This is a genomic window from Heyndrickxia sp. FW510-T9 (assembly GCF_058781025.1).
Genome location: NZ_JBYSWK010000067.1, coordinates 1 through 19562, shown reverse-complemented (window position 1 = coordinate 19562; position 19562 = coordinate 1). Strand labels below are relative to the sequence as shown.

Here is a 19562-nt window from a genome sequence, read left to right as displayed (position 1 = left end):
AGTAATTCTTTATCATAAGTTGTTTTATATTGAACTCTGTCCTTTGGTCTAGAATCTTTATTGTAAGTAATAACGCCTTGGGATAAGACGTTCTTAAGACCATTTTCAATTAGATAATTTACGTGAGAATCATTTTCTGTTGCTAATGCATGTAATTGGTCTAAAGTAGATTTACTAACATTTGTTCTAAACTTTACTCTAGATTCATCTTGAGTATGAATAAGATTTCCATTAATTAACTTCCACATATTAACACTCCTTGGATACAAAAAATCAAAAAACTATTTACATTTACAATTAACAAAAAGGTATATAATTCTGTTTAAGTTGATTCGATGCAGTTAAAATACTAATTTTATTATCTATTAATATTATAAGAACAAGTGTTTCAAGTCAATTTTACATAAAAAAACTTTAAACGCCTATGGACTAAAAACACCTGCAAAATGTACTAAATTAAGCACTAAAAAAAACAGAATATACAGCAGTTGAAAACACGTAGTGATATCCATAAATTTCTATTTATTTTCATGAAAGTCAATTCTGTTAACTGCAGAACGCAATTCATCATTTGTCAAATGAGTATAAATCATCGTAGTTTGAACGGAGGAGTGTCCTAATTGTCTTCTTAATTTAGGTATATCATTATTTTCAAGATGGTACCTAGTAGCAAATGAATGCCTCAATTTATGAACAGATAATTCCGGTTTTCCAAAGGCTTTCGCATATTTTTCTACTAATTTTTCAATAGATCTTTCAGTCAGTCTCCTCGATTTTCCTTTTGGACCCATTGCAGTTGCAATAAATAATGCTTTATTATCCTTACTGATACCAAATTTTGAACCTCGAATGTTAATGTATTCTTCTAAGTCCAACATTGCTTGTTCACTAAAATAAACATATTGTTCTTTATTGCCTTTTCTAATTACTCTTACTCTGTTTTTCTTCCAGTCAATATCGTCTAAATCTAGTCCAACTACCTCAGATAATCTAAGCCCTGACCCTAGTATTAACGAAATAATTGCTGTATCTCGTTCACAATTTCTTTGGTGAAAATTATAAACTTTTTTGTTATCTTTGTTCGCAATACCATAATCATATGCTACAAATTGACGAAACAATTCATATTCATCACCACGAAGTATTTTACCTTCCATACGATTTGCAATTGTTTCCTGGTCTTCTTTAATGTCATTAAACTCAATTTTAGCAAGAACATTTCTTTGTATATATGGTTTTAGATCACTGGTTTCAGCAATGTTTTGGAGATAATGAAATAGAGATTTTAGAGCAGATAACTTTCGATTTATAGTAAGTTTTGAATTCTCTAATTTAAACTCTAAAAATGACAAAAAATCCTCCATTTGTTGGACAGTAAGAACTTCTAAAGTCTCTAAAGGTATATCTTTACGTTTCCCTTCAAAGAATTGCTCTGACAGGAGCCAATCAAAAAAGATGATATAATCATGGCAATAATTTAGAAGCGATGCTGGAGATAATTTTCTGCGTCTCTTATCGACATATTCAGCCACATACCACGGAAGCTCTTTTGATTTTTCTTGAACTTTTTCATAATATCGTTGTCGTTTATTATCACTCATTTTAAGCCTCCTCTTTTTCACTATTATAACATTTATTTCGTCAAAATCATATTTTACGTAATAATTATATTTTCTATGTTCACTTACAATACCACTTGGTTATACCACTGTTAAGTAAATTAAAGTAGTAATCTAGTGTTATATCGAAAATAAGTTGATTTCTAGATACCTAAAGGAATGTCTCAAATGCAAAACTATCCTTTCTAGACAGCGAGTAGAAAGGAACACTCCGTAAACTTTATCTAGTATGTAAAAAGTAAATGCGCCACACAAAAAGAAATTCGCTCTATGTTTACGAACATTTGCTTCAGTCTCTTTATAATGCACCAGTTATCTTAATAAGAATTACATTTCAAAAGAGTATTCCCTCTCAACTTTACAGACCCTAACAGTGTAGTTTTTATACCATTCTTCTTTCCCTTTTTCTTGTGCAAATTTATGGGATGAATTTTCTTTCCAATTCCTTATTGCATCTAAGGACTCCCAATATGAAACAGTAATACCCAATCCACTATCTCTTGCAATCTCTATCCCTAAAAATCCTTGTTGTAGAGTAGCCTATCCTCCAATTTTTCTGCCATTTTGCTATAAACTCTATCGCCTTCAGTTCGTTGTGAAGTAAATACCGTTGCATAGTAGGGTGGTTGAGGAGTTTTTGCATGTCCGCCCATATTTAATACCTCCATTCAGGATTTTACTTATTCATAATATATCACAACTTTGGGAATTGTATGAATAATTCTCAGTCAACCAAACCACCACTTTAATTCAAGAAGAAAAAGTCACCAAATTGGCAGCTGGATATTAAGCTCCTGCCCCCATTAGTTTTAGTGAAATATTCACAAACAATCTTAACTAAGAACATAGAAACAAGACTATCACAATGACAGTCTTGTTTAAAAGTATCTATATTTGAATACTTCTCTTAATATCCAGTAAAAGGTACAAGTGGGTGATGACTGCTAGGTTCGTAGTAGATAAGATCATAGTCATCCCATCCACCATTTAAGAGTATATAGTTCGGTTCATAAGATGGATAGTAGTAACTAATATCTGTCCCATTCCCCCATCCATTCACAGGAATATAGTTTGAAGGTAATGTTCCATAGTATGGATAATTACTCGTGTTTGTCTTATAATAAGGATTTATATAGACCCTCATATGTGGGAGCACGGTTTCACCTGCTTTTCTAAATCATTTTTCTACTTCTTATTAAAAATATGATCTATATATAGAAATAGTGTCTGACTATAAAATAGACCACCAAACATATCCCGTACCTTTCCACCTCAAACTACCTACTAAAAAGACAAGACTAACATTGATTGCTTTGTTAAATGCATCATTCTTATTGCCGTTGTGCTTGTTCTTTTCTTAATTTCCTTTTTCCTTAGTCTTTCTCTTTCGAAGCAAAGTAGTAGCTATGTTTTAAAGGGGGATTTGAAGAGTACTCCAGCATACCGGATGCAGACAAAGTTTTGTTGTGCATAATGAGGATGTGGTAGAAACACGTTTAGTACAGAATAATCGATATCTTCATCCAAGTCATTATTGTTAAGTTTATTGTATTCACAAACGAAAATTGAGAATAAAAAATTACACGTCTTTCCTTTTAAAATAACTATTTCAATTAAAAGGACGGCCATATTATTATGTATATAATAAACCGTCCTTTAAATTTTCTTAAATGAAATTAATCTTTAAAACTCCGCTTTACCAGGAGTTCTAGGATAAGGTATTACATCCCTTATATTACTCATCCCAGTTATATACATTATGAGCCTTTCTAGTCCTACCCCAAATCCAGAATGTTTAGTACCTCCATATCTTCTTAATTCTAAATACCATTGATAATCTTCCTTAGATAGATGGAACTCTTCCATTTTTTTCTCTAACTGATCCTCTCTCTCCTCCCGCTGACTACCTCCTATTAATTCTCCTATACCTGGGACAAGCAAGTCAGTTGCTGCAACTGTTTTACCATCTTCGTTATTTCTCATATAGAAAGCTTTTATTTCTTTAGGATAATCTGTGATAAAGACCGGCTTTTTAAACACTTCTTCGCAAATATATCGCTCATGCTCTGTTTGTAAATCCGTTCCCCAATCTACAGAATACTCAAATTCAACATTAGCTTCTTTTAGTATTTCAATTGCTTTTGTGTATGTGATAGTTGCAAATTCTGAATTTAGGGCTAGAGTCAATCTTTCCATTAATTCTTTATCAACAAATTTATTAAAGAATTCCATTTCTTCGGGAGCATTTTTTAATACATAATCAATTACATATTTAATTAATGCTTCAGCAACCGGTATGATATCCATTAAATCCGCAAATGCCATTTCGGGTTCAACCATCCAAAATTCAGAAGCATGTCTTGTCGTGTGTGAGTTCTCCGCTCTAAAAGTGGGACCAAATGTATAAACATTTCTAAAAGCAAGGGCAAATGCCTCTGCCGGTAATTGTCCACTAACGGTGAGATTCGTTTCTTTTTTGAAAAAGTCTTCCGAAGCATTTACACTACCATCTTCATTTTTTGGTAAGTTTTCTAAATCTAAAGTAGTAACACGGAACATTTCGCCTGCACCTTCACTGTCACTGCTAGTAATTAATGGAGTGTGTACGTAGACAAATCCCTGTTCTTGAAAAAATTGATGTATAGCAAATGAAATGAGAGAACGGACCTTAAACACCGCAAAAAATGTGTTTGTCCTAGGTCTTAAATGAGCAATTGTCCTCAAATATTCAAAGGAATGTCGTTTCTTTTGAAGAGGATAATCTAACTCAGAGGTGCCTTCAATATTAATTTCCTTCGCATGTATTTCAAAGTTTTGATTTGCATTTGGAGTTAATACAACGGTACCTTCCACCCTAATACTTGAACTTAGCGGCAGTTTAACCACTTCATCAAAATTTACTAATGTATTGTCTAAGACGATTTGAACATTTTTCATAAAGGTTCCATCATTTAATTCAACAAAACTAAACGATTTTGATCCTCTTATCGTTTTTACCCAACCAGATAGACTTACTAATTTACCTTCATAATCCATTGTGTGAGTGTACAAATCTTTTACAGAAATACTTTTCATCAATTATCTCTCCTTTTTAAATAAAATAAAAAAACCTTTCATCCCTAAAAAGGGACGAAAGGTTATCTTCCGCGGTACCACCCAAAATTGTCATAACGACCAGCTCTAATAAGTACTATCATACTCTCCAGTTTTAACGTCCTGGCTACGTCTAAGCCTACTCTTGATAATGTCTAATTTCGGTTAGAGACTCCAAGGTGTTATTCATATATACCTTCTCACCAGGCTCTCACCATCCCCAGCTCGCTATGGATTATAGTATACATTACTTGTCCTTATCAACGTCTTTTAAAACTATATCTAAAATATTATAAAATCTTATCATTCATATGGATTTGAGTCAATATCTTAGACACAAAAAAGATTAGTTGGATTTGTGATTCGTTATATTTTGTTAAAACTTAATTATAGAGGGACCTAATCGAATAATAATTCTAAGATTATATAATAATACTTTTGATGTTCGTTCTCTTTAATTTAAAATTCTGAACAATTCACAAGAATAATTAACAATCCTCAAAGAAATACTATTTAGACGTTATACTTTATTGACCTTTTCAAAAAACGTAGAGAGGATCATACAAAATGACTAAAGTTGGAATTTTGGTTGGTAGTCTTCGGAAAGAATCTTTTTCTAAAAAACTTGCAGAAAATGTTGCATCTTTATTCCCCGAAGGATATGAAGCAACATTTATAGAAATAGGAAATTTGGCATTATATAATCAGGATTATGATGATGAAAACAATGCACCAATAGAATATACTACCTTCCGTAATAATATGAAGGAAATTGACGCTGTGTTATTTGTAACTCCTGAATATAACCGTTCTATACCTGCTGTATTAAAGAATGCATTGGATGTAGGTTCTCGTCCTTATGGAGCAAGTGTATGGAATGGCAAACCAGCAGGAATTATCAGCCAATCTCCTGGTAAATTGAGTGGTTTTGGTGCTAATCACCATTTACGTCAACCTCTTGTATTCTTAAATATGCCAATACTTCAACAACCTGAAGCTTATATTGGAAATATTGCTGATTTATTAAATGAAAATGGCATAATTAAAGATGAAGGAACGGTAAAATTTCTACAATCCTTCATTAATGCGTTTATTGATTTGATTAAGAAATATCAATCATAATAAAAAACAGAGAGTTATCTCCAATAAACTCATTCCGATGACTCTCTGTATTCTATCTGGGACTTATTTAATTTTTTGTTTAAACCATTGAGCAGCTGCTTCCACTTCATCAATTGTTAACTGATGACCTCTGTTTTCCCAATGAAGTTCTACATCAGCATTAGCATTCTGCAATAGTGTTTGTAATTCTTCAGATTCATATGGAGAACATATTGGATCGTTTGTCCCTGCTGCAATAAATACTGTTTTCCCTGATAAATTAGGAAGATTAATTCCCCTTCTTGGTATCATAGGATGATGGAGAATTGCCCCTTTTAAGGCATTTTGATAATGAAATAATAAACTTGCTGCTATATTAGCACCATTGGAGTAACCAATTGCGATTATATTATTTCGGTTAAACTGATATTTTTCAGCCGCTTCATCGAGGAATTCATTTAACTCCTTTGTCCGGAATATTAGATCTTCTTCATCAAAGATCCCCTCAGCTAATCTTCGAAAGAAACGAGGCATTCCATTTTCTAGTACATTTCCCCGTACACTTAATATGGATGCTTCATCATTAATTCTTCCCGCGACTGGAAGTAAATCCAATTCATTCCCACCTGTACCATGGAGCAACAGTAATGTGGGTTTTGAAAGATCCTTCCCTTCTTGAAAGAAATGTTTCATCATTTATTCTCCTTTCAAACTCTTAACCTCTACATGAGGAAGTAGTTCTTCCAATTCTTCTCGTTTATCCTCTAGCCATGTAGGCAACATGAGATTATTCCCCAGTTCAGACAGGGGTTCATCCACAGTAAATCCAGGTGAATCAGTTGCGATTTCAAAAAGAATCCCCCCGCCTTCATGAAAATATAATGCCTTAAAGTAGTTACGGTCTAAAATCTCTGTTGGAAAATATTCTTCTTGTTCGAGCAATTTTCCCCACTTCTGATGCTGTTCCTCATCCTTAGCCCTCCATGCAATATGGTGGACAGTCCCCGCTCCCATCAGCCCTCGTACAGATGCAGATAACTTAATATCAATGATATTTCCAAAGTGTCCATCAGTCGAAAACCTTAAAAATTCACCTTCTTGACCAAGACATGTTAATCCTAAGACAGTTTCCAGAACTTCTGCGGTCTTATGAGGGGATTTTGACAATAGAGTTGCTCCCGCAAATCCTTTAATTGCATATTCAGCAGGTATGTCTTTTGCCTCCCCAGTATTCATTTCCTCCCCAATTCTCTCCACTAACTCTATGTGTAGACCGTCAGGATCATTTAATTCCAAATAGGTTTCATCAAATCGAGAAGAAGATTGATATGACACTCGATATTTTTCCAAACGTCTTTCCCAATAGGATATAGAACCTTTTGGGATCATATAAGCTGTTACACCTACCTGTCCTGTTCCGATACGCCCTTTCAGTTGTTTAGCCCAGGGAAAGAAAGTAATGACCGTACCTGGACTTCCTGATTCATTTCCAAAGTAAAGATGATAAACTTCTGGACGATCAAAATTAATCGTTTTCTTTACCAGCCTTAGCCCTAATACTCCTGTATAAAAATCAATGGTTCTTTGCGCATCATTCACCATCGCTGTTATATGATGAATCCCTTCTGTTTTTAACATTTGAACACCTCCTTTTTATTTCGGTCTCTCTATGGAAAAAACCTCACCTATTTTCGCGTAATTTATTCCTGCCAATCTACTTACTGCTGCTAAACTCGCTTGATTGATTCTTCCATCTTCATAAATTTCCTCGTCTATATGAAATTGCTCTATTTTCCCGATAATGAGGTCACTGCCAATCGAGTCGATCTCTCCTAGTTCTATGGAGTATTCCAAAGTACACTCCATCCGAACCTTTGACTCATTCACTCCTGGTACCATGATTTTTTCACTATCAACTAGAGTTAATCCCGCTAACTTAATTTCACTTTGATTTGGCGGAAGATTAGCAGCTGTGTTATTCACCTTTTCAACGTTTTGTTCATCCACAATATGAACAACAAACTCTTTTGAATGGATAATATTACGAGCAGTATCCTTTTGTTTCCCTCCAGAACGTTGTATAGAAAGAGAAATCATCGGCGGGTTGGATGAAACAATATTGAAATAGCTAAAAGGCGCTCCATTTATGGTCCCATTGTCTGAAACCGAAGTTACAAAAGCAATTGGTCTCGGAATAATGCTACCAATTAAAAGTTTGTAGTTTTCTCTTTCTGTATTTAAAGATGGGTCAATAGAAAGCAAAGAAAATCATTCCTTTCGTAAAATTAATCTATTTCTCTCACTTGTATCGGAATCAAAGCATCTTTTAGACGGCTTCGGTACATTTCATATTGTTGTGGCAACATCAATTTGTCACCCATTGTCTCATATGATTCATCATGAGCGAAACCAGGAGGATCTGTAGCAATTTCAAATAATATTTCTCCGTGTTCCCTAAAGTAAATGGCGTTAAAATAATTGCGATCTCTGACAGGTGTCACTCCGTATCCTTGTTTGCTTACATATTTTTGCCAATCTAATTGATCCTTATCATCTTTTGCTCTCCACGCAATATGGTGGACAGTTCCTACTCCCATCTCTCCGCGCCCTACAGGAGTTAATTTTAAATCGATGATATTTCCAATATCACTCAGTGAACGGAAACGACGGATATCATTTTCTTCTCCCACAAATTCTAACCCTAACACTTTTTCTAAAAGTTCTGCTGTCTTATCCGGACGGGCCGATAATAAGGTAGCACCGCCAAACCCTTTTATGGAAACATCAGGTGTTACTTCTCCAAATTGCCAAGTATTATTGTCTCCTTCTTCTCTTTCAACAATCTCCAAATGAAGACCGTGTGGATCATCAAATTCTAAATAGGTCTCTCCAAATCGATCCTTCTTAACATAGGAGATATTAAACTTTGTTAATCGTTTTTCCCAAAAATCCATTGCCCCTTTTGGAACTACATAAGAGGTGACTCCTACTTGACCACCTCCAATTTTCCCTTGTGGAGCATCTGCCCATGGAAAAAAGGTAATGATCGTTCCAGGCTTTCCGCCCTCATTTCCGAAATAAAGATGATACGTTCCTGAGTCATCAAAATTAATAGTCTTCTTAACCAAACGTAAACCTAAAACTCCTGCATAAAAATCTACATTTTCCTGTGGATGTCCTACAATTGCTGTAATATGATGAATTCCATTGTTTGTTTATTCATTCTACACACGTCCTTTCAAATTTTAAAAATAAATTTCATTCAGTTCCTCTTTAGTGATAGGAATACTATCATGAAAATTACTTGCGGACCTTCTTTTATTCACCAAATCAAGAAATTGGGTCATTTTATCAATTCCTTTTTATTTCGTATTATTAATATCTCGAATTCGAGATATTAATTTAAAAAAATATTAGTGATAATCAATTATAGATTACATTAAACTTAGTTACAAAAAGTAAGTAACCGTTTCTTTGTAAGTATTATATAAAACTAATCTATAAAAGTAAAGGGTATTTTTAAGTTATTTTTTAAAAGTTTTATCCTATCTTTTCAAGTAAATACGTTGATCTAATTGATGCAATTCCATTTTAAGGTTCACTAGATAAGGGTAGTTCATAGATAATGATAATGATAGAATAAAAAACATGAAGTTCTGTAGATAATCTAATTGGAGGTATCAAATGTTAAAACAAAGAGTATCGCTCGGAATAATATATGAAATTGTGTTAGCAGCTTTAGTCATATTTTCTTTAATTGTTGATATACCTCCAAAAGAAAGCCAAGATTTAGGATTTTTTATTTGGGGCATTTTTGTAATTGATTATTTTTTCCGATTAATAAGAAGTGAGAATAAATGGAAATATATCAAAGAACACCCACTGGAATTTATTTCAATGCTTCCGCTTGGTACGTTTTTTCAAACAGCTCGCTTGATTCGATTGATTCGTGTTCTTCGATTAATTACCATTATCAATCGCCGCTCGTCGTTTTTAGATAACTTTTTCAATAAGTATAATATTGACAAGCTGTTTCTGTTCGTCGTACTACTCATGTTTTTGTCCGCATTGTCTATGAGATGGCTTGAACCAAGTTTTCATTCCTATGGAGATGCACTTTGGTGGGCTGTTGTTACCGTAACTACTGTCGGTTATGGTGATATCTCCCCCCATACTACGTTTGGTAGGATTGTCGCATCTATCCTTATGATGGTAGGTATCGGGATGATTGGTATCATTACTGGGACAATTACTTCCTTTTTCACGACCAGCGAAAAAACTAAGGTGCCGCCAGAACTATCCTATGTTCGTGATAAAATTGAGGAATATCCCGAACTAGCAGACTCTGATTATGAAATAATGATCCATCATTTACGGAAAATGCAACAAAAAAATAAGAAAAATGGGTAGTACTCGCGAAGCAGTAACCACTCGAACTATGGAAATGAAAAGATTACAATTAGTTATTTAATTTTAATACCTCAAACACGCATCCCCCCCTCTCTGTATTAGATGGGGGTAAATGAGGGACAAGTTTTTTCCTAAATTTAATGGGAAAATAATTTAGCTCTATATCCAATTTCACTTTCTTTTATTCCTCGTTGTGCATCCGTAATAAGTCACCTCGAAATATATAATATTAACTAGTTCTTTTCATTAATACTTTTTCTTCCTCCCGAAAAACTTTATTTAATATGTACATTGGGTTTACAATTCTTTAATATTCAGATGATATGATTGGGCTACTAACGAATGAGGAGGCAGAATTAATGAATATACGTGCAATATTTATTGATATGGATGGTACACTACTAAATACTTCAAACAACATTTCTCGCAGAAATAAGGAAGCTATTCATAGTATTATTAATCAGGGAATCAAGGTTTTTCTTGCAACTGGTCGACATTATGAAGTAACCGCTCCCTACCATAAGGATATTGGATTACGAACTCCAATGATCTGTTTGAATGGTGCAGCTATTTACGATGCAGAGACAAGTAGAGCTATTCAAACGAAAACCGTCCAACTAAACGAAGAACGATTCCACCATCTTACCACTGAAAATCCATGTAATGTGATTGTCCATACAGAAAATGGGCTTTATTGTAAGGAAACAAATGAAGAAATCGATTATTGGACAAAAGTTGGGCAAGTTCCGCCACGGTATATTGGAGATTTAAGGAAGGCAAATTATCAAGATGTTCTTAAATATAGTGTTCGAACAGGTACACCATGTCTTGAATTATCCGATATGTTCAAAAAAGAAGCGGAAATTATTAATTGGAATGATGGGTTTGAAATAGTTGCTCCTAATGTTTCCAAATGGTCTGCTATAAAAAGCTTACTTCCAGCATTTCGAATTAGTCCAAGTGAAGTCGTAGCCATCGGAGACGGACCAAATGATATAGAGATGCTTCGCAATGTCGGTACTGGTGTTGCAATGGGTAACGCAAGTGATGAGGTTAAAGCAGTAGCTGATTTTGTTACAGGGCACCATGACAATGATGGATTAGCAGAGTTTATAGAACGTTATCTTCAAAAATCATATGAATCATATGTGATTTAAGAGTATATTAAAATACTTTTTGTAATAATATCATGTCAAGTTTGATCTATTTCGTTAGGCTTACATCTGTAATTTGTTATTAACAAAATAGAAAATCCTTTAATTCAAGTGACACCTATTGATGTTTTCCAAAGAAATGAAGTTATTAAATTAAAGAAATTTATCATAACAATAAAACGGACGCACCTTACCGTGATATGGTATTTCTCCTACTCGAATATACCCATTCTTTTCAAATAAATTTTGTGCTTTTTTATTTAAAGAGTATGTGTCTATCCGCATATATGATACTTGGTTAGCAACCGCATATTGTTCAGCATATTGAATTAATTTAGTTGCCTCCCCCTTCCCTCTTGAATGAGGGTTCACAACAAGGCGATGGAAGATAAAACTGTCTCCTTCTTTTTGCCACGGAATCGAATTATATTCGTCTGGCTGAATTTGATCTACCGTTATCGATCCTATTACTTGCCCTTCTTCCTCTAAAACAAACAATGATCTATTTTGTATATCCATTTCAAAAATAGAAGCAGTTGGATACGTTTCATCCCATTGGTCATTATTCTCTTCTTTCATAATTTTAACAGTGTCCCGTACTATGCTCATAATGGTAGGAACGTCATCTTTTTTACCTTTGCGAATCATCTTTTACATCCTCTTCATAAATGATTTTTATATTAGTATACTACCATTTTTTTGATCATTATTAAATTTTTGTAGCTACCTATAAACGCGGTCTAAAATCAGTTTTTATCCAATATTTTAAAATAAGGCATTTCATTTTTTGGTTTACATAAGTAAATCAGGTTAAAGGGGCGACTAAAAAGATGGTAGTAGTTCATTTCTTAGATAACAAAACGGTGGTTTTAAGTCAACTGTTGAAAAATATACCTGTTGTCGATGAGGATATTAGAATCAAAGGACGAAAAGGCAAAGTGTTAAGTGTTAAAGCGGTTGAAGAAAATCAAATTCATGTTCAAGTACAATTTGATCAAATCATTAAAACCACCCAATTACCTACTAAAGATAATAAAAAGAAAAAACGCTAAATAACTTACAAAAACTAAAACTGTAGAAAATGACTCTACAGTTTTTGTTATACTAAAATTCTTATACATTTACAATTATAATGGATTGTCAGCTTGTAATTATCAAAATCTGTAATTAGAAACATTATTAAACTAACAAACAATTTTTTTATGATGGATTCATCTAAGCTGCCTCTACCATTGCCAAGAGCCACATCACTTCATCAAGGAACACATGCTCTAAACGCCTTATCCCAATATTCTATTTCCAACTCTGTTAAAGTAATTACATCCCCATAACTACTAATAAACGTATTCCATACTTCACGTGTAAAAATTCGTTTTGGAGCAGAATCAAATTCATTATGAAATAGCAAAAAGAGCTAGCGTCAAATCAAATATCCTCTGGACCAATTTCATTGCATTAAAAAAACACTTCCTCATAAATAAGAAAGTGTTTTTTCATAGCTATTTACTATTCTCTAAAAATAGTAGCAATGATTTTGTCGTATGACATACCACTGTCAACTGAATAAGTTCCTGGACGCAAACGGTTTTCTATTTTCTTTTTCTCTATATCCTTAGAAAATTGAAAGGCACTTTTTTTGATTAATTTTGCATTTAGTAGCTGTTTGCCGACATCATAGCTTGTCATGCCCTTTGAAACTTTTACGGTTGTTTTGTACACCACTTTTTGATTGTTGTTGTTATCGGAAGAAGCAGTTTTTTGATCTTCAGTTTTTTGATCTGCCGTTTTTGCATCGGCCATATTCTTATCATATTCTGCTTTCGTTTGAACAACATATCCTTTGGCTGCCAGTTTGCTTTTCATTTCCTCATCGGAAAGAACAGCAGTTTTCGAATGAATATTAACCTTATTTACAGTGGTTTTTGTATCATTATGATCGCTGGATAAATACACAGCACCAGTAATACTCGTCGCAATGAATAGTCCTGCTGCAAAGCTGCCCAACAAGTTAATTCTCATTTGCAACTTTACCCCCTTCGACAGAAGTAAGGAATGGTGCAAGTATATTCTGTATTTCGTTTTCTGAAACTTTTTTCTGTGCTGCTATACTCTCAATTGAATATCTACGTTTGTAAAGGTCTAGTACATCGCGTATGAAATCTCTCGATTCTGAAGAAAGTTGAAGTCCCGCTTCCTTCATGATAATTTCTATGTCAAACTCGAACTTCCGAATTGAATCCTGGATGCTATTAATGTCGTCCATAACAGATAAGTGAACCATATCAATTCTTTTTTGTTCTGATTTTGAAGTTTGACGAGTAATTAAAATGGAGATGATAAGTAGCAAAGCTGAAACCACAAACAAAATGGCTAATGTCCATTCCATTAGAATAATGTCCTCCTTATTTTAAATAAATCGTACCAAGTTCTTATTATACACTGCAAACAGACATTTTTCGATTTAAAACTGCATAAATACGTCAAAAGTCGTACAAATTCGACAAAACCCACCTTCATTGCCACAGTTAACCATCCAGAACTAATTAATTTTTTATAATAATTGAATAGAAAACCTTATATCAAGCACTTCATAAGTTACCCTTTATAATGCCTTTATTTATTTTTCATCATTATTTAATATATACGCTAATAAAATAAATACTAACATTAGCTAATTTTGTTCATTTTTATTACTTACTAGTTTTTTACCATTGTATGTATAGGAGGTTAAATGAGTTGATGAAATTTCAACATCATAAGAAACAATCATTAACCGAACCTCTTTTATATATAAAAAGGGAGTTAAAGAAAAAAGAGAAAATATCTACAGATAATATGAAATTAACAAGAGATGAAAAGCTACTTATCCAACTAGTGAAAGAAGAAACGAATCGCTTAAACATTAATAATATAACGAGAACTAGAGCCTATCTCGATTTTTACAACCAACACCCTGAAATTCATTGGGCTTTTCTAGGACATATGGTATCTCGAAACGGCGGCTGGAATATGACAGATTTAAAAGGTGGCTTACTACCTAGACTTTTAACTGAAAAGGAGAGGAATTCTTTTTTTTCATTTTTAGAAAGAGGAAATTGGCTGATTTTTCAAGATGTATTTCCACAATTTTTACTTTATCAGGAAAGCTTAAAAAGACAACAAAACTTGTTTTACCTATTAAAACATATGCATGTATCGATTTTTATGGAAACTATTTGGAACTACTTTTGGAATTATCATGATACATATATCCTTACTGTAGCACAAATTATCAATGAGCAAAGTTATTTGGAATTACGGGTGCTGAATAATCCAGTTTATAAAAAAGAAATTTTTAGTTTAATAGAATTCAAACTACAGGACTTGCTCTCCATGAATCATATTTTATTTCCGTATTTTTTTCATAACAACTTAAAGTTAGCTGGCCAAACACTCCATCAATTTGAAAGCTTACATGAACGTATTATGTTAGGAAAACGTCTTTATAACATTTTGTTTCGAAATCATAATCTCTTAAAAATGATTGAAAAGTGGGCAAATGCACACCATCATACTGGTTCTAGAAAGGATTATTGGCCACATATTTTTAATGATGTGGATGAGGGTATTCCCGGCAGTATTTTTAAACCAAAACTAAAATCATGTCAATTGCTTCCTGGCGCAACAAAAATCTTTAGTCCTAAATTAGGAATTGCTTGGGAAAACGTATCACATCAACCTGCAGAAATAATAGATTGGTATAGAAATTGGAAGATCATTCATTACTTAACTTACGATGAAGAAAAGGTAGATGAAAAAATTGAAAATGAATATTGTAAAACACTCGAAAGACTTGAACTTGCTGCAAACACAAAAAAAGCAATCTCCCATTTCTATTAAAAGCTTCCTATCAACTATTATAGCTGCATCCTTTTTTGGCACCTATCTCGATTTATTCTTTGTTGGTAAGAAAATATACGCTTTTCCACATAGACCCATGCCAACCGTTTTCGAAATCAACATAGCTTTTACACTTTTTGCTCTTCCTATTTTCGTCTGCATTTTTCTTATCGTTTGTCATCTTTTAAAATCTTGGCAAAAAGTGTGGTTTATTATAATCATTAGTCTTTTAATGTCTGTTTTCGAAAGGATATCAGAATTACTAGGGCTCTTTATACATAATGAATCTTGGAAGCATATTTACTCATTTGCAGGATATACTTTTTATTTATCTATTGTTTATGCTTTTTATCATTGGCTGAATACAATGATGAAAGATTAATTACATCTTTTTCTCATATTCTACAAGAGTCAGACGATGATTAATCCTTGTTTCTCCTACTAATAAATAGCCAGCTTTTTCATAAAAATGACGATTTCTTTGATTATCCTTAGGTGTGTTTAAGCTCCATTTCTTCGCCATTGGAAATTCTTCTTCTATCATATTTATTATCTTCGTACCATACCCATAATTTTGATATTCTGGTTTTAAACATATTTGCTGTAATCGAAAGTGTTTCCCAGTAATCCTTCGTATATCAATTGCACCTGCAATCACATTTTGAATAAAAATAGTAAAATGCTGTGGATACGTAATCCTTGTTAAAAAAGAATTAAGCGATTCAATTGCAGGACTAGTAGCATAATCTTTGTATTTTTCAAAATCAGATTGAAACGCTTCTTTTTGGATAGCCATCAATTCATCCGCTTCATCATAATTAGTTCTTTCAATTCTTATATCCATATTCCCACTCCTAACACATTTGGAGTAGTATATGGCACTATTTAAACAATTGTTCTCTCCACTAACAATTCGCAGAAAAAAATAACCCTCTCCTTCATAGCGCTGAGAGAGGGTTTTAATATTATTTATTCATAAATGCTTCAATTTCTTCAACAGAACGAATAATATCCTTGGATAGAATATCATGTCCATCTTCTGTTACTAACACATCATCTTCAATTCGAATTCCAATACCTTCTTCTTCAATATATAAACCTGGTTCTACCGTTAACACCATTCCAGGCTCTAGAACCTTATCGCGGTAATTTCCAACATCATGTGTATCAAGTCCTAATGAATGACTTACACCATGATAATAATATTTACTAATTTCACTTTCTTCTGTTATTAATCCAAGTTTCATACACTCTTCAGCTAAAACTTTTTTCGTATGTTCATTAAGTTTGGTAAATGGAACACCAGGCTTGATGAGCGCTGTAGTTTCTCTTAACGCTCTTAAAACAATATTATAAAAAGTTTTTTGTCTATCGCTGAATTTACCATTAACCGGGAATGTAAAACTAATGTCAGCACTATAATAGTCAAATTGAGCACCTAAATCAAGAAGAACAAGGCTTCCATCTTCTGCGGTAGCGTTATTTTTATCATAGTGAAGAACTGTACCATTTTGTCCGCTTGCTACAATCGTATTGAACGCATAATCTTTAACCCCTTCAGATTTAAGTACAAAATCAAAATGAGCTTCAAGCTGATATTCTTTCATACCTGGATTTGCGTTGTCCAACAGGTTGTAAATCCCTCTTTGAGTAATATCAATTGCCTGCTTAATTTTTTCAATTTCTTCTGGTTTTTTGTATAGTCTTAAATCACAAATGGTAGGATAAACATTTTTCACTTGTAAATATGGATAATTTATTTGGAGTTGCTTAACAAATTGTTGTGATTTTGTAGTTACAGTGTCTAATTCACTTCTTTCTAGATCAACATATACATTTGCTGATTCTAGTGAAGAAACTGTTCTCGAAAAAAACGCTTGGAATTGTTCAGTAAATTGAACATTTTGGACACCAGAAAGCTCTTTTGCTTCTTCTACAGAAACGGTTTTGCCTACCCATTTTTCTAAAACGGGATCCGACTTTTCAATAAATAAGTATTCTTCCACCTTATTATCTTTTTTGTATGCTAGAAAGATTTTATTAGGTTCGTTAATACCTGTTACATAATAAAAATTTCGATTTGGTACAAATTTGTAAGCTTCATCTGCTGATTTTTGCGGTGCTTTACCAGCAAATAATACAAGCAGAGAATGATTCTCTAATTTTTCATATAAATTTACACGATTATGTACAAAAAAATCTTTGTTCATCACAATTCCTCTCCTTATCCATTTCTATTATTTTAATTATCTTTTTATTATACTATACTATTTGAATTTTTTATAAATATATATCCCTATAAAAATGATGTCAGCGTTTAGAATCCGTAAAGTTGGAAAAAATAAAGTAGGAGAGGAGTCATATATATGTCAAAAACATTTCGTGAGTCGCTTGAAAATAGAAAACAAATTTATATTGAAAAATTGATTAATGCAGGTATATATAAAGTATCTGACCGTCAATTGTATAAACTTTCCTTAAGTGAGCTTGAAAATACGTATAAATCAAGCTCAGAAAATGGTTAAATGCAAAAACTCTGCCAATAAGCAGAGTTTTAAGCATAGCTATTCTATTACACTATTAACTAATTATTTCGTATTTAGTACTGGAACTAATTGGTTTGCTATCGGACTTCCGATACCTGTTACAACATCATATCCTGCTTGTGCAGCATATCCATTGCTGCCTGAAGTAATATCATGGTAGTTCGTTTTATACCCAGCACTGCCAGTTGTACCCGCTAAACTGTAAATTTTATTTAAAACTTCTGAGCTTGATAGAGATTGAGAATGTCCTTCATTTGCCAACGCGATAAGAGCTCCCCATGCCGGTGCACTAAAGCTAGTGCCACCAACCTGGAACCAGCCTTTTTGGCCTTGATTACTTGTGCTTGTATAGACGTACACGCCAGTATTTGGATCTGCATCAAATGCGACATCTGGAATCCCTCGTTTTGAACCAACAACACTAGTCCAGTTTGATTGATATGCCGGCTTTCCTTCATATGTGCTTAATGCACCACCGGAACCAGACCAAGCAGATTCACTGCTGTATGAGCCATCTTTTGCAACACCTAGAGTTGTGCCACCAACAGCTACAACATATGGAGATGCTGCTGGCCAAGAACTACCTTTTCCATCATCTCCAGAGGAAGCAAGATACGTTATGCCACTATGATTGAAGTGGCTATCATATGATGCTTCTCCTGAAAACTCAGAACCACCCCAACTATTAGAAACGATTGTAGCTCCATGACTTGTAGCATAATCCTCTGCTACCAACAAATCATTTATGGAACTAGATTTAGCAGATACAACCATGATTTTTGCATCAGGTGCAATTGCATGTGCCCACTCTACATCCATCGCAGTTTCAAGCGCCCATCCACCATCTGTTTTCGGTGTTCCTTGCGGGTAATCAACCTCGATGTTTGCTGCAGGAAGTCCAAATTGTTGATCAAATACTTGTAAATCATTGACGATGGTTGGGCTTCCATACGCTTCAACAAGAGCGATCGTTTGTCCTTTACCTGTTTTGTTTAACAAATCAATTCCGTATGCTTTTTTAATGTCTGTTGGATTGTATAAACCTGATACAGCATTTGGTTTAACTGTATTTGAGATGTGCTTAAAGTGAATAGGATGATGAACTGATAACCCATCAATCCCTTTCACTTTCGAAGAAGATATAGTTTGTGCACTAGCGGAAGAAGTTGCAGCAAAAACACTAAATGATACTAATACTGCGGCAAAACCAAATTCAGCCTTTCTCAAAAACTTTTTCATTAGTTTCTTCCTCCCTTTAATAGATTAAAAGACTAAAATGATGAAGCTGTAAACAAATTTTATTTTTTTTATATAGTTTAGTAAATAAATCTTTTGATTCATATTTCAAAAAATAACAAATTTTCCGAACGATGGATTCAGTTCAATAGCACTACATGAAAAATTAGATTACACTCATTATTAATACATTTTTATGAATAATAATTACACAAAAAAGAACCTCCAATTTATTTGAAAGAATAGCAGAAAAAAACAAATATCAATATAATTTTTTGTTAAAATATGGTTTCGATTAATAAATCTTGAGTTGACTTTTCCTATCTAAACAGTTGGATTTAAAAGCAATAAGATTAAATTGGAGCTGTTGATATGGTATTAATTTTCCGTTTTTTTCCTTCCATTTCCCTAGGTATTGTTCCTTATTTGTCAAAAAAATTTTTTCATAGCGAAAAATAAACTAAATCACTTTTTATAAGATATCGTTATGTAAAAAACGTAAACGAAATAAGTAACATCAACCC

General features: G+C 33.3%; 22 protein-coding genes, 1 pseudogene and 1 other annotated feature. Of the genes and pseudogenes, 7 read left to right on the top strand and 16 right to left on the bottom strand.

What is annotated here, in order from left to right:
- The 6 genes and pseudogenes from AC3WJF_RS21190 to asnS form a co-directional block, all read right to left on the bottom strand.
- On the bottom strand, nt 1-248 hold a 248-nt coding region (locus AC3WJF_RS21190), incomplete at its 3' end, for an rRNA methyltransferase (protein WP_492455764.1).
- 270 nt (nt 249-518) lie between these two features.
- Nucleotides 519-1601, bottom strand: coding sequence for a tyrosine recombinase XerS (gene xerS, locus AC3WJF_RS21185; RefSeq protein WP_492455762.1), 1083 nt, complete (start codon nt 1599-1601; stop codon nt 519-521).
- 345 nt (nt 1602-1946) lie between these two features.
- Nucleotides 1947-2272, bottom strand: a pseudogene (locus AC3WJF_RS21180) (antibiotic biosynthesis monooxygenase family protein).
- A gap of 254 nt (nt 2273-2526) precedes the next feature.
- Nucleotides 2527-2775: a hypothetical protein gene (locus AC3WJF_RS21175; protein ID WP_492455760.1), complete on the bottom strand. Its 249-nt coding sequence runs from the start codon at nt 2773-2775 to the stop codon at nt 2527-2529.
- 75 nt (nt 2776-2850) lie between these two features.
- Nucleotides 2851-2928, bottom strand: coding sequence for a hypothetical protein (locus AC3WJF_RS21170; RefSeq protein ID WP_492455770.1), 78 nt, complete (start codon nt 2926-2928; stop codon nt 2851-2853).
- A gap of 374 nt (nt 2929-3302) precedes the next feature.
- Entirely contained in the window at nt 3303-4694 is a 1392-nt protein-coding gene (gene asnS / locus AC3WJF_RS21165) for an asparagine--tRNA ligase (protein ID WP_492455758.1), read from the bottom strand.
- Nucleotides 4695-4741: 47 nt separating this feature from the next.
- Nucleotides 4742-4985, bottom strand: a binding site (T-box leader).
- Between the two features lie 294 nt (nt 4986-5279).
- Between asnS and AC3WJF_RS21160 the strand changes: the two genes are divergently transcribed.
- Nucleotides 5280-5834: an NADPH-dependent FMN reductase gene (locus AC3WJF_RS21160; protein WP_492455756.1), complete on the top strand. Its 555-nt coding sequence runs from the start codon at nt 5280-5282 to the stop codon at nt 5832-5834.
- A gap of 63 nt (nt 5835-5897) precedes the next feature.
- On the opposite strand, the gene AC3WJF_RS21155 is transcribed toward AC3WJF_RS21160, so the two are convergent.
- From AC3WJF_RS21155 to AC3WJF_RS21140, 4 genes are read right to left on the bottom strand one after another with little or no spacing between them, the layout of a single operon-like run.
- Nucleotides 5898-6509 (bottom strand): alpha/beta hydrolase, encoded by a 612-nt coding sequence (locus tag AC3WJF_RS21155; protein ID WP_492455754.1) that lies wholly within the window; start codon nt 6507-6509, stop codon nt 5898-5900.
- On the bottom strand, nt 6510-7451 hold the full coding sequence (locus AC3WJF_RS21150) for a ring-cleaving dioxygenase (RefSeq protein WP_492455752.1): 942 nt from the start codon (nt 7449-7451) through the stop codon (nt 6510-6512). It lies immediately after the preceding gene.
- A 15-nt stretch (nt 7452-7466) separates the two neighbouring features.
- A complete protein-coding gene (locus tag AC3WJF_RS21145) occupies nt 7467-8075 on the bottom strand; it encodes a flavin reductase family protein (RefSeq protein ID WP_492455750.1) in 609 nt (202 codons plus the stop codon).
- Between the two features lie 23 nt (nt 8076-8098).
- Nucleotides 8099-9016 (bottom strand): ring-cleaving dioxygenase, encoded by a 918-nt coding sequence (locus AC3WJF_RS21140; RefSeq protein ID WP_492455768.1) that lies wholly within the window; start codon nt 9014-9016, stop codon nt 8099-8101.
- Nucleotides 9017-9497: 481 nt separating this feature from the next.
- On the opposite strand from AC3WJF_RS21140, the gene AC3WJF_RS21135 reads away from it, so the two are divergent.
- Nucleotides 9498-10223: a potassium channel family protein gene (locus AC3WJF_RS21135; RefSeq protein ID WP_492455748.1), complete on the top strand. Its 726-nt coding sequence runs from the start codon at nt 9498-9500 to the stop codon at nt 10221-10223.
- 359 nt (nt 10224-10582) lie between these two features.
- On the top strand, nt 10583-11380 hold the full coding sequence (locus tag AC3WJF_RS21130) for an HAD family hydrolase (RefSeq protein ID WP_492455746.1): 798 nt from the start codon (nt 10583-10585) through the stop codon (nt 11378-11380).
- 150 nt (nt 11381-11530) lie between these two features.
- On the opposite strand, the gene AC3WJF_RS21125 is transcribed toward AC3WJF_RS21130, so the two are convergent.
- Nucleotides 11531-12025 (bottom strand): GNAT family N-acetyltransferase, encoded by a 495-nt coding sequence (locus AC3WJF_RS21125; protein ID WP_492455744.1) that lies wholly within the window; start codon nt 12023-12025, stop codon nt 11531-11533.
- Nucleotides 12026-12207: 182 nt separating this feature from the next.
- Here AC3WJF_RS21125 and AC3WJF_RS21120 point away from each other — a divergent pair, with 182 nt between their 5' ends.
- Nucleotides 12208-12429, top strand: a complete 222-nt coding sequence (locus AC3WJF_RS21120; RefSeq protein WP_492455743.1) for a hypothetical protein — start codon at nt 12208-12210, stop codon at nt 12427-12429.
- 454 nt (nt 12430-12883) lie between these two features.
- Here AC3WJF_RS21120 and AC3WJF_RS21115 read toward each other — a convergent pair whose 3' ends face one another.
- Nucleotides 12884-13396, bottom strand: coding sequence for an aminodeoxychorismate lyase (locus AC3WJF_RS21115; RefSeq protein ID WP_492455741.1), 513 nt, complete (start codon nt 13394-13396; stop codon nt 12884-12886).
- Complete coding sequence (locus AC3WJF_RS21110; protein WP_492455739.1) at nt 13386-13763, bottom strand: hypothetical protein; 378 nt, start codon at nt 13761-13763, stop codon at nt 13386-13388. The genes AC3WJF_RS21115 and AC3WJF_RS21110 overlap by 11 nt, the downstream gene beginning before the upstream one ends.
- 353 nt (nt 13764-14116) lie before the next feature.
- On the opposite strand from AC3WJF_RS21110, the gene AC3WJF_RS21105 reads away from it, so the two are divergent.
- Nucleotides 14117-15256 carry a DUF2515 family protein gene (locus tag AC3WJF_RS21105; protein ID WP_492455766.1) on the top strand — a complete coding sequence of 380 codons (1140 nt, stop codon included), beginning with the start codon at nt 14117-14119 and terminating at the stop codon, nt 15254-15256.
- A complete protein-coding gene (locus AC3WJF_RS21100) occupies nt 15168-15638 on the top strand; it encodes a CBO0543 family protein (RefSeq protein ID WP_492455737.1) in 471 nt (156 codons plus the stop codon). Before AC3WJF_RS21105 ends, AC3WJF_RS21100 begins: the two co-directional genes overlap by 89 nt.
- Here AC3WJF_RS21100 and AC3WJF_RS21095 read toward each other — a convergent pair whose 3' ends face one another.
- Together AC3WJF_RS21095 and AC3WJF_RS21090 are read right to left on the bottom strand one after the other, a co-directional pair.
- Nucleotides 15639-16100 carry a GNAT family N-acetyltransferase gene (locus AC3WJF_RS21095; RefSeq protein ID WP_492455735.1) on the bottom strand — a complete coding sequence of 154 codons (462 nt, stop codon included), beginning with the start codon at nt 16098-16100 and terminating at the stop codon, nt 15639-15641. It abuts the gene before it with no gap.
- A gap of 121 nt (nt 16101-16221) precedes the next feature.
- Nucleotides 16222-17466 (bottom strand): aminopeptidase P family protein, encoded by a 1245-nt coding sequence (locus AC3WJF_RS21090; protein WP_492455733.1) that lies wholly within the window; start codon nt 17464-17466, stop codon nt 16222-16224.
- 156 nt (nt 17467-17622) lie between these two features.
- On the opposite strand from AC3WJF_RS21090, the gene AC3WJF_RS21085 reads away from it, so the two are divergent.
- Nucleotides 17623-17781: a Fur-regulated basic protein FbpA gene (locus AC3WJF_RS21085; protein WP_492455731.1), complete on the top strand. Its 159-nt coding sequence runs from the start codon at nt 17623-17625 to the stop codon at nt 17779-17781.
- 63 nt (nt 17782-17844) lie between these two features.
- Here AC3WJF_RS21085 and AC3WJF_RS21080 read toward each other — a convergent pair whose 3' ends face one another.
- Complete coding sequence (locus AC3WJF_RS21080) at nt 17845-19041, bottom strand: S53 family peptidase (RefSeq protein WP_492455729.1); 1197 nt, start codon at nt 19039-19041, stop codon at nt 17845-17847.
- Between the last annotated feature and the right edge of the window lie 521 nt (nt 19042-19562).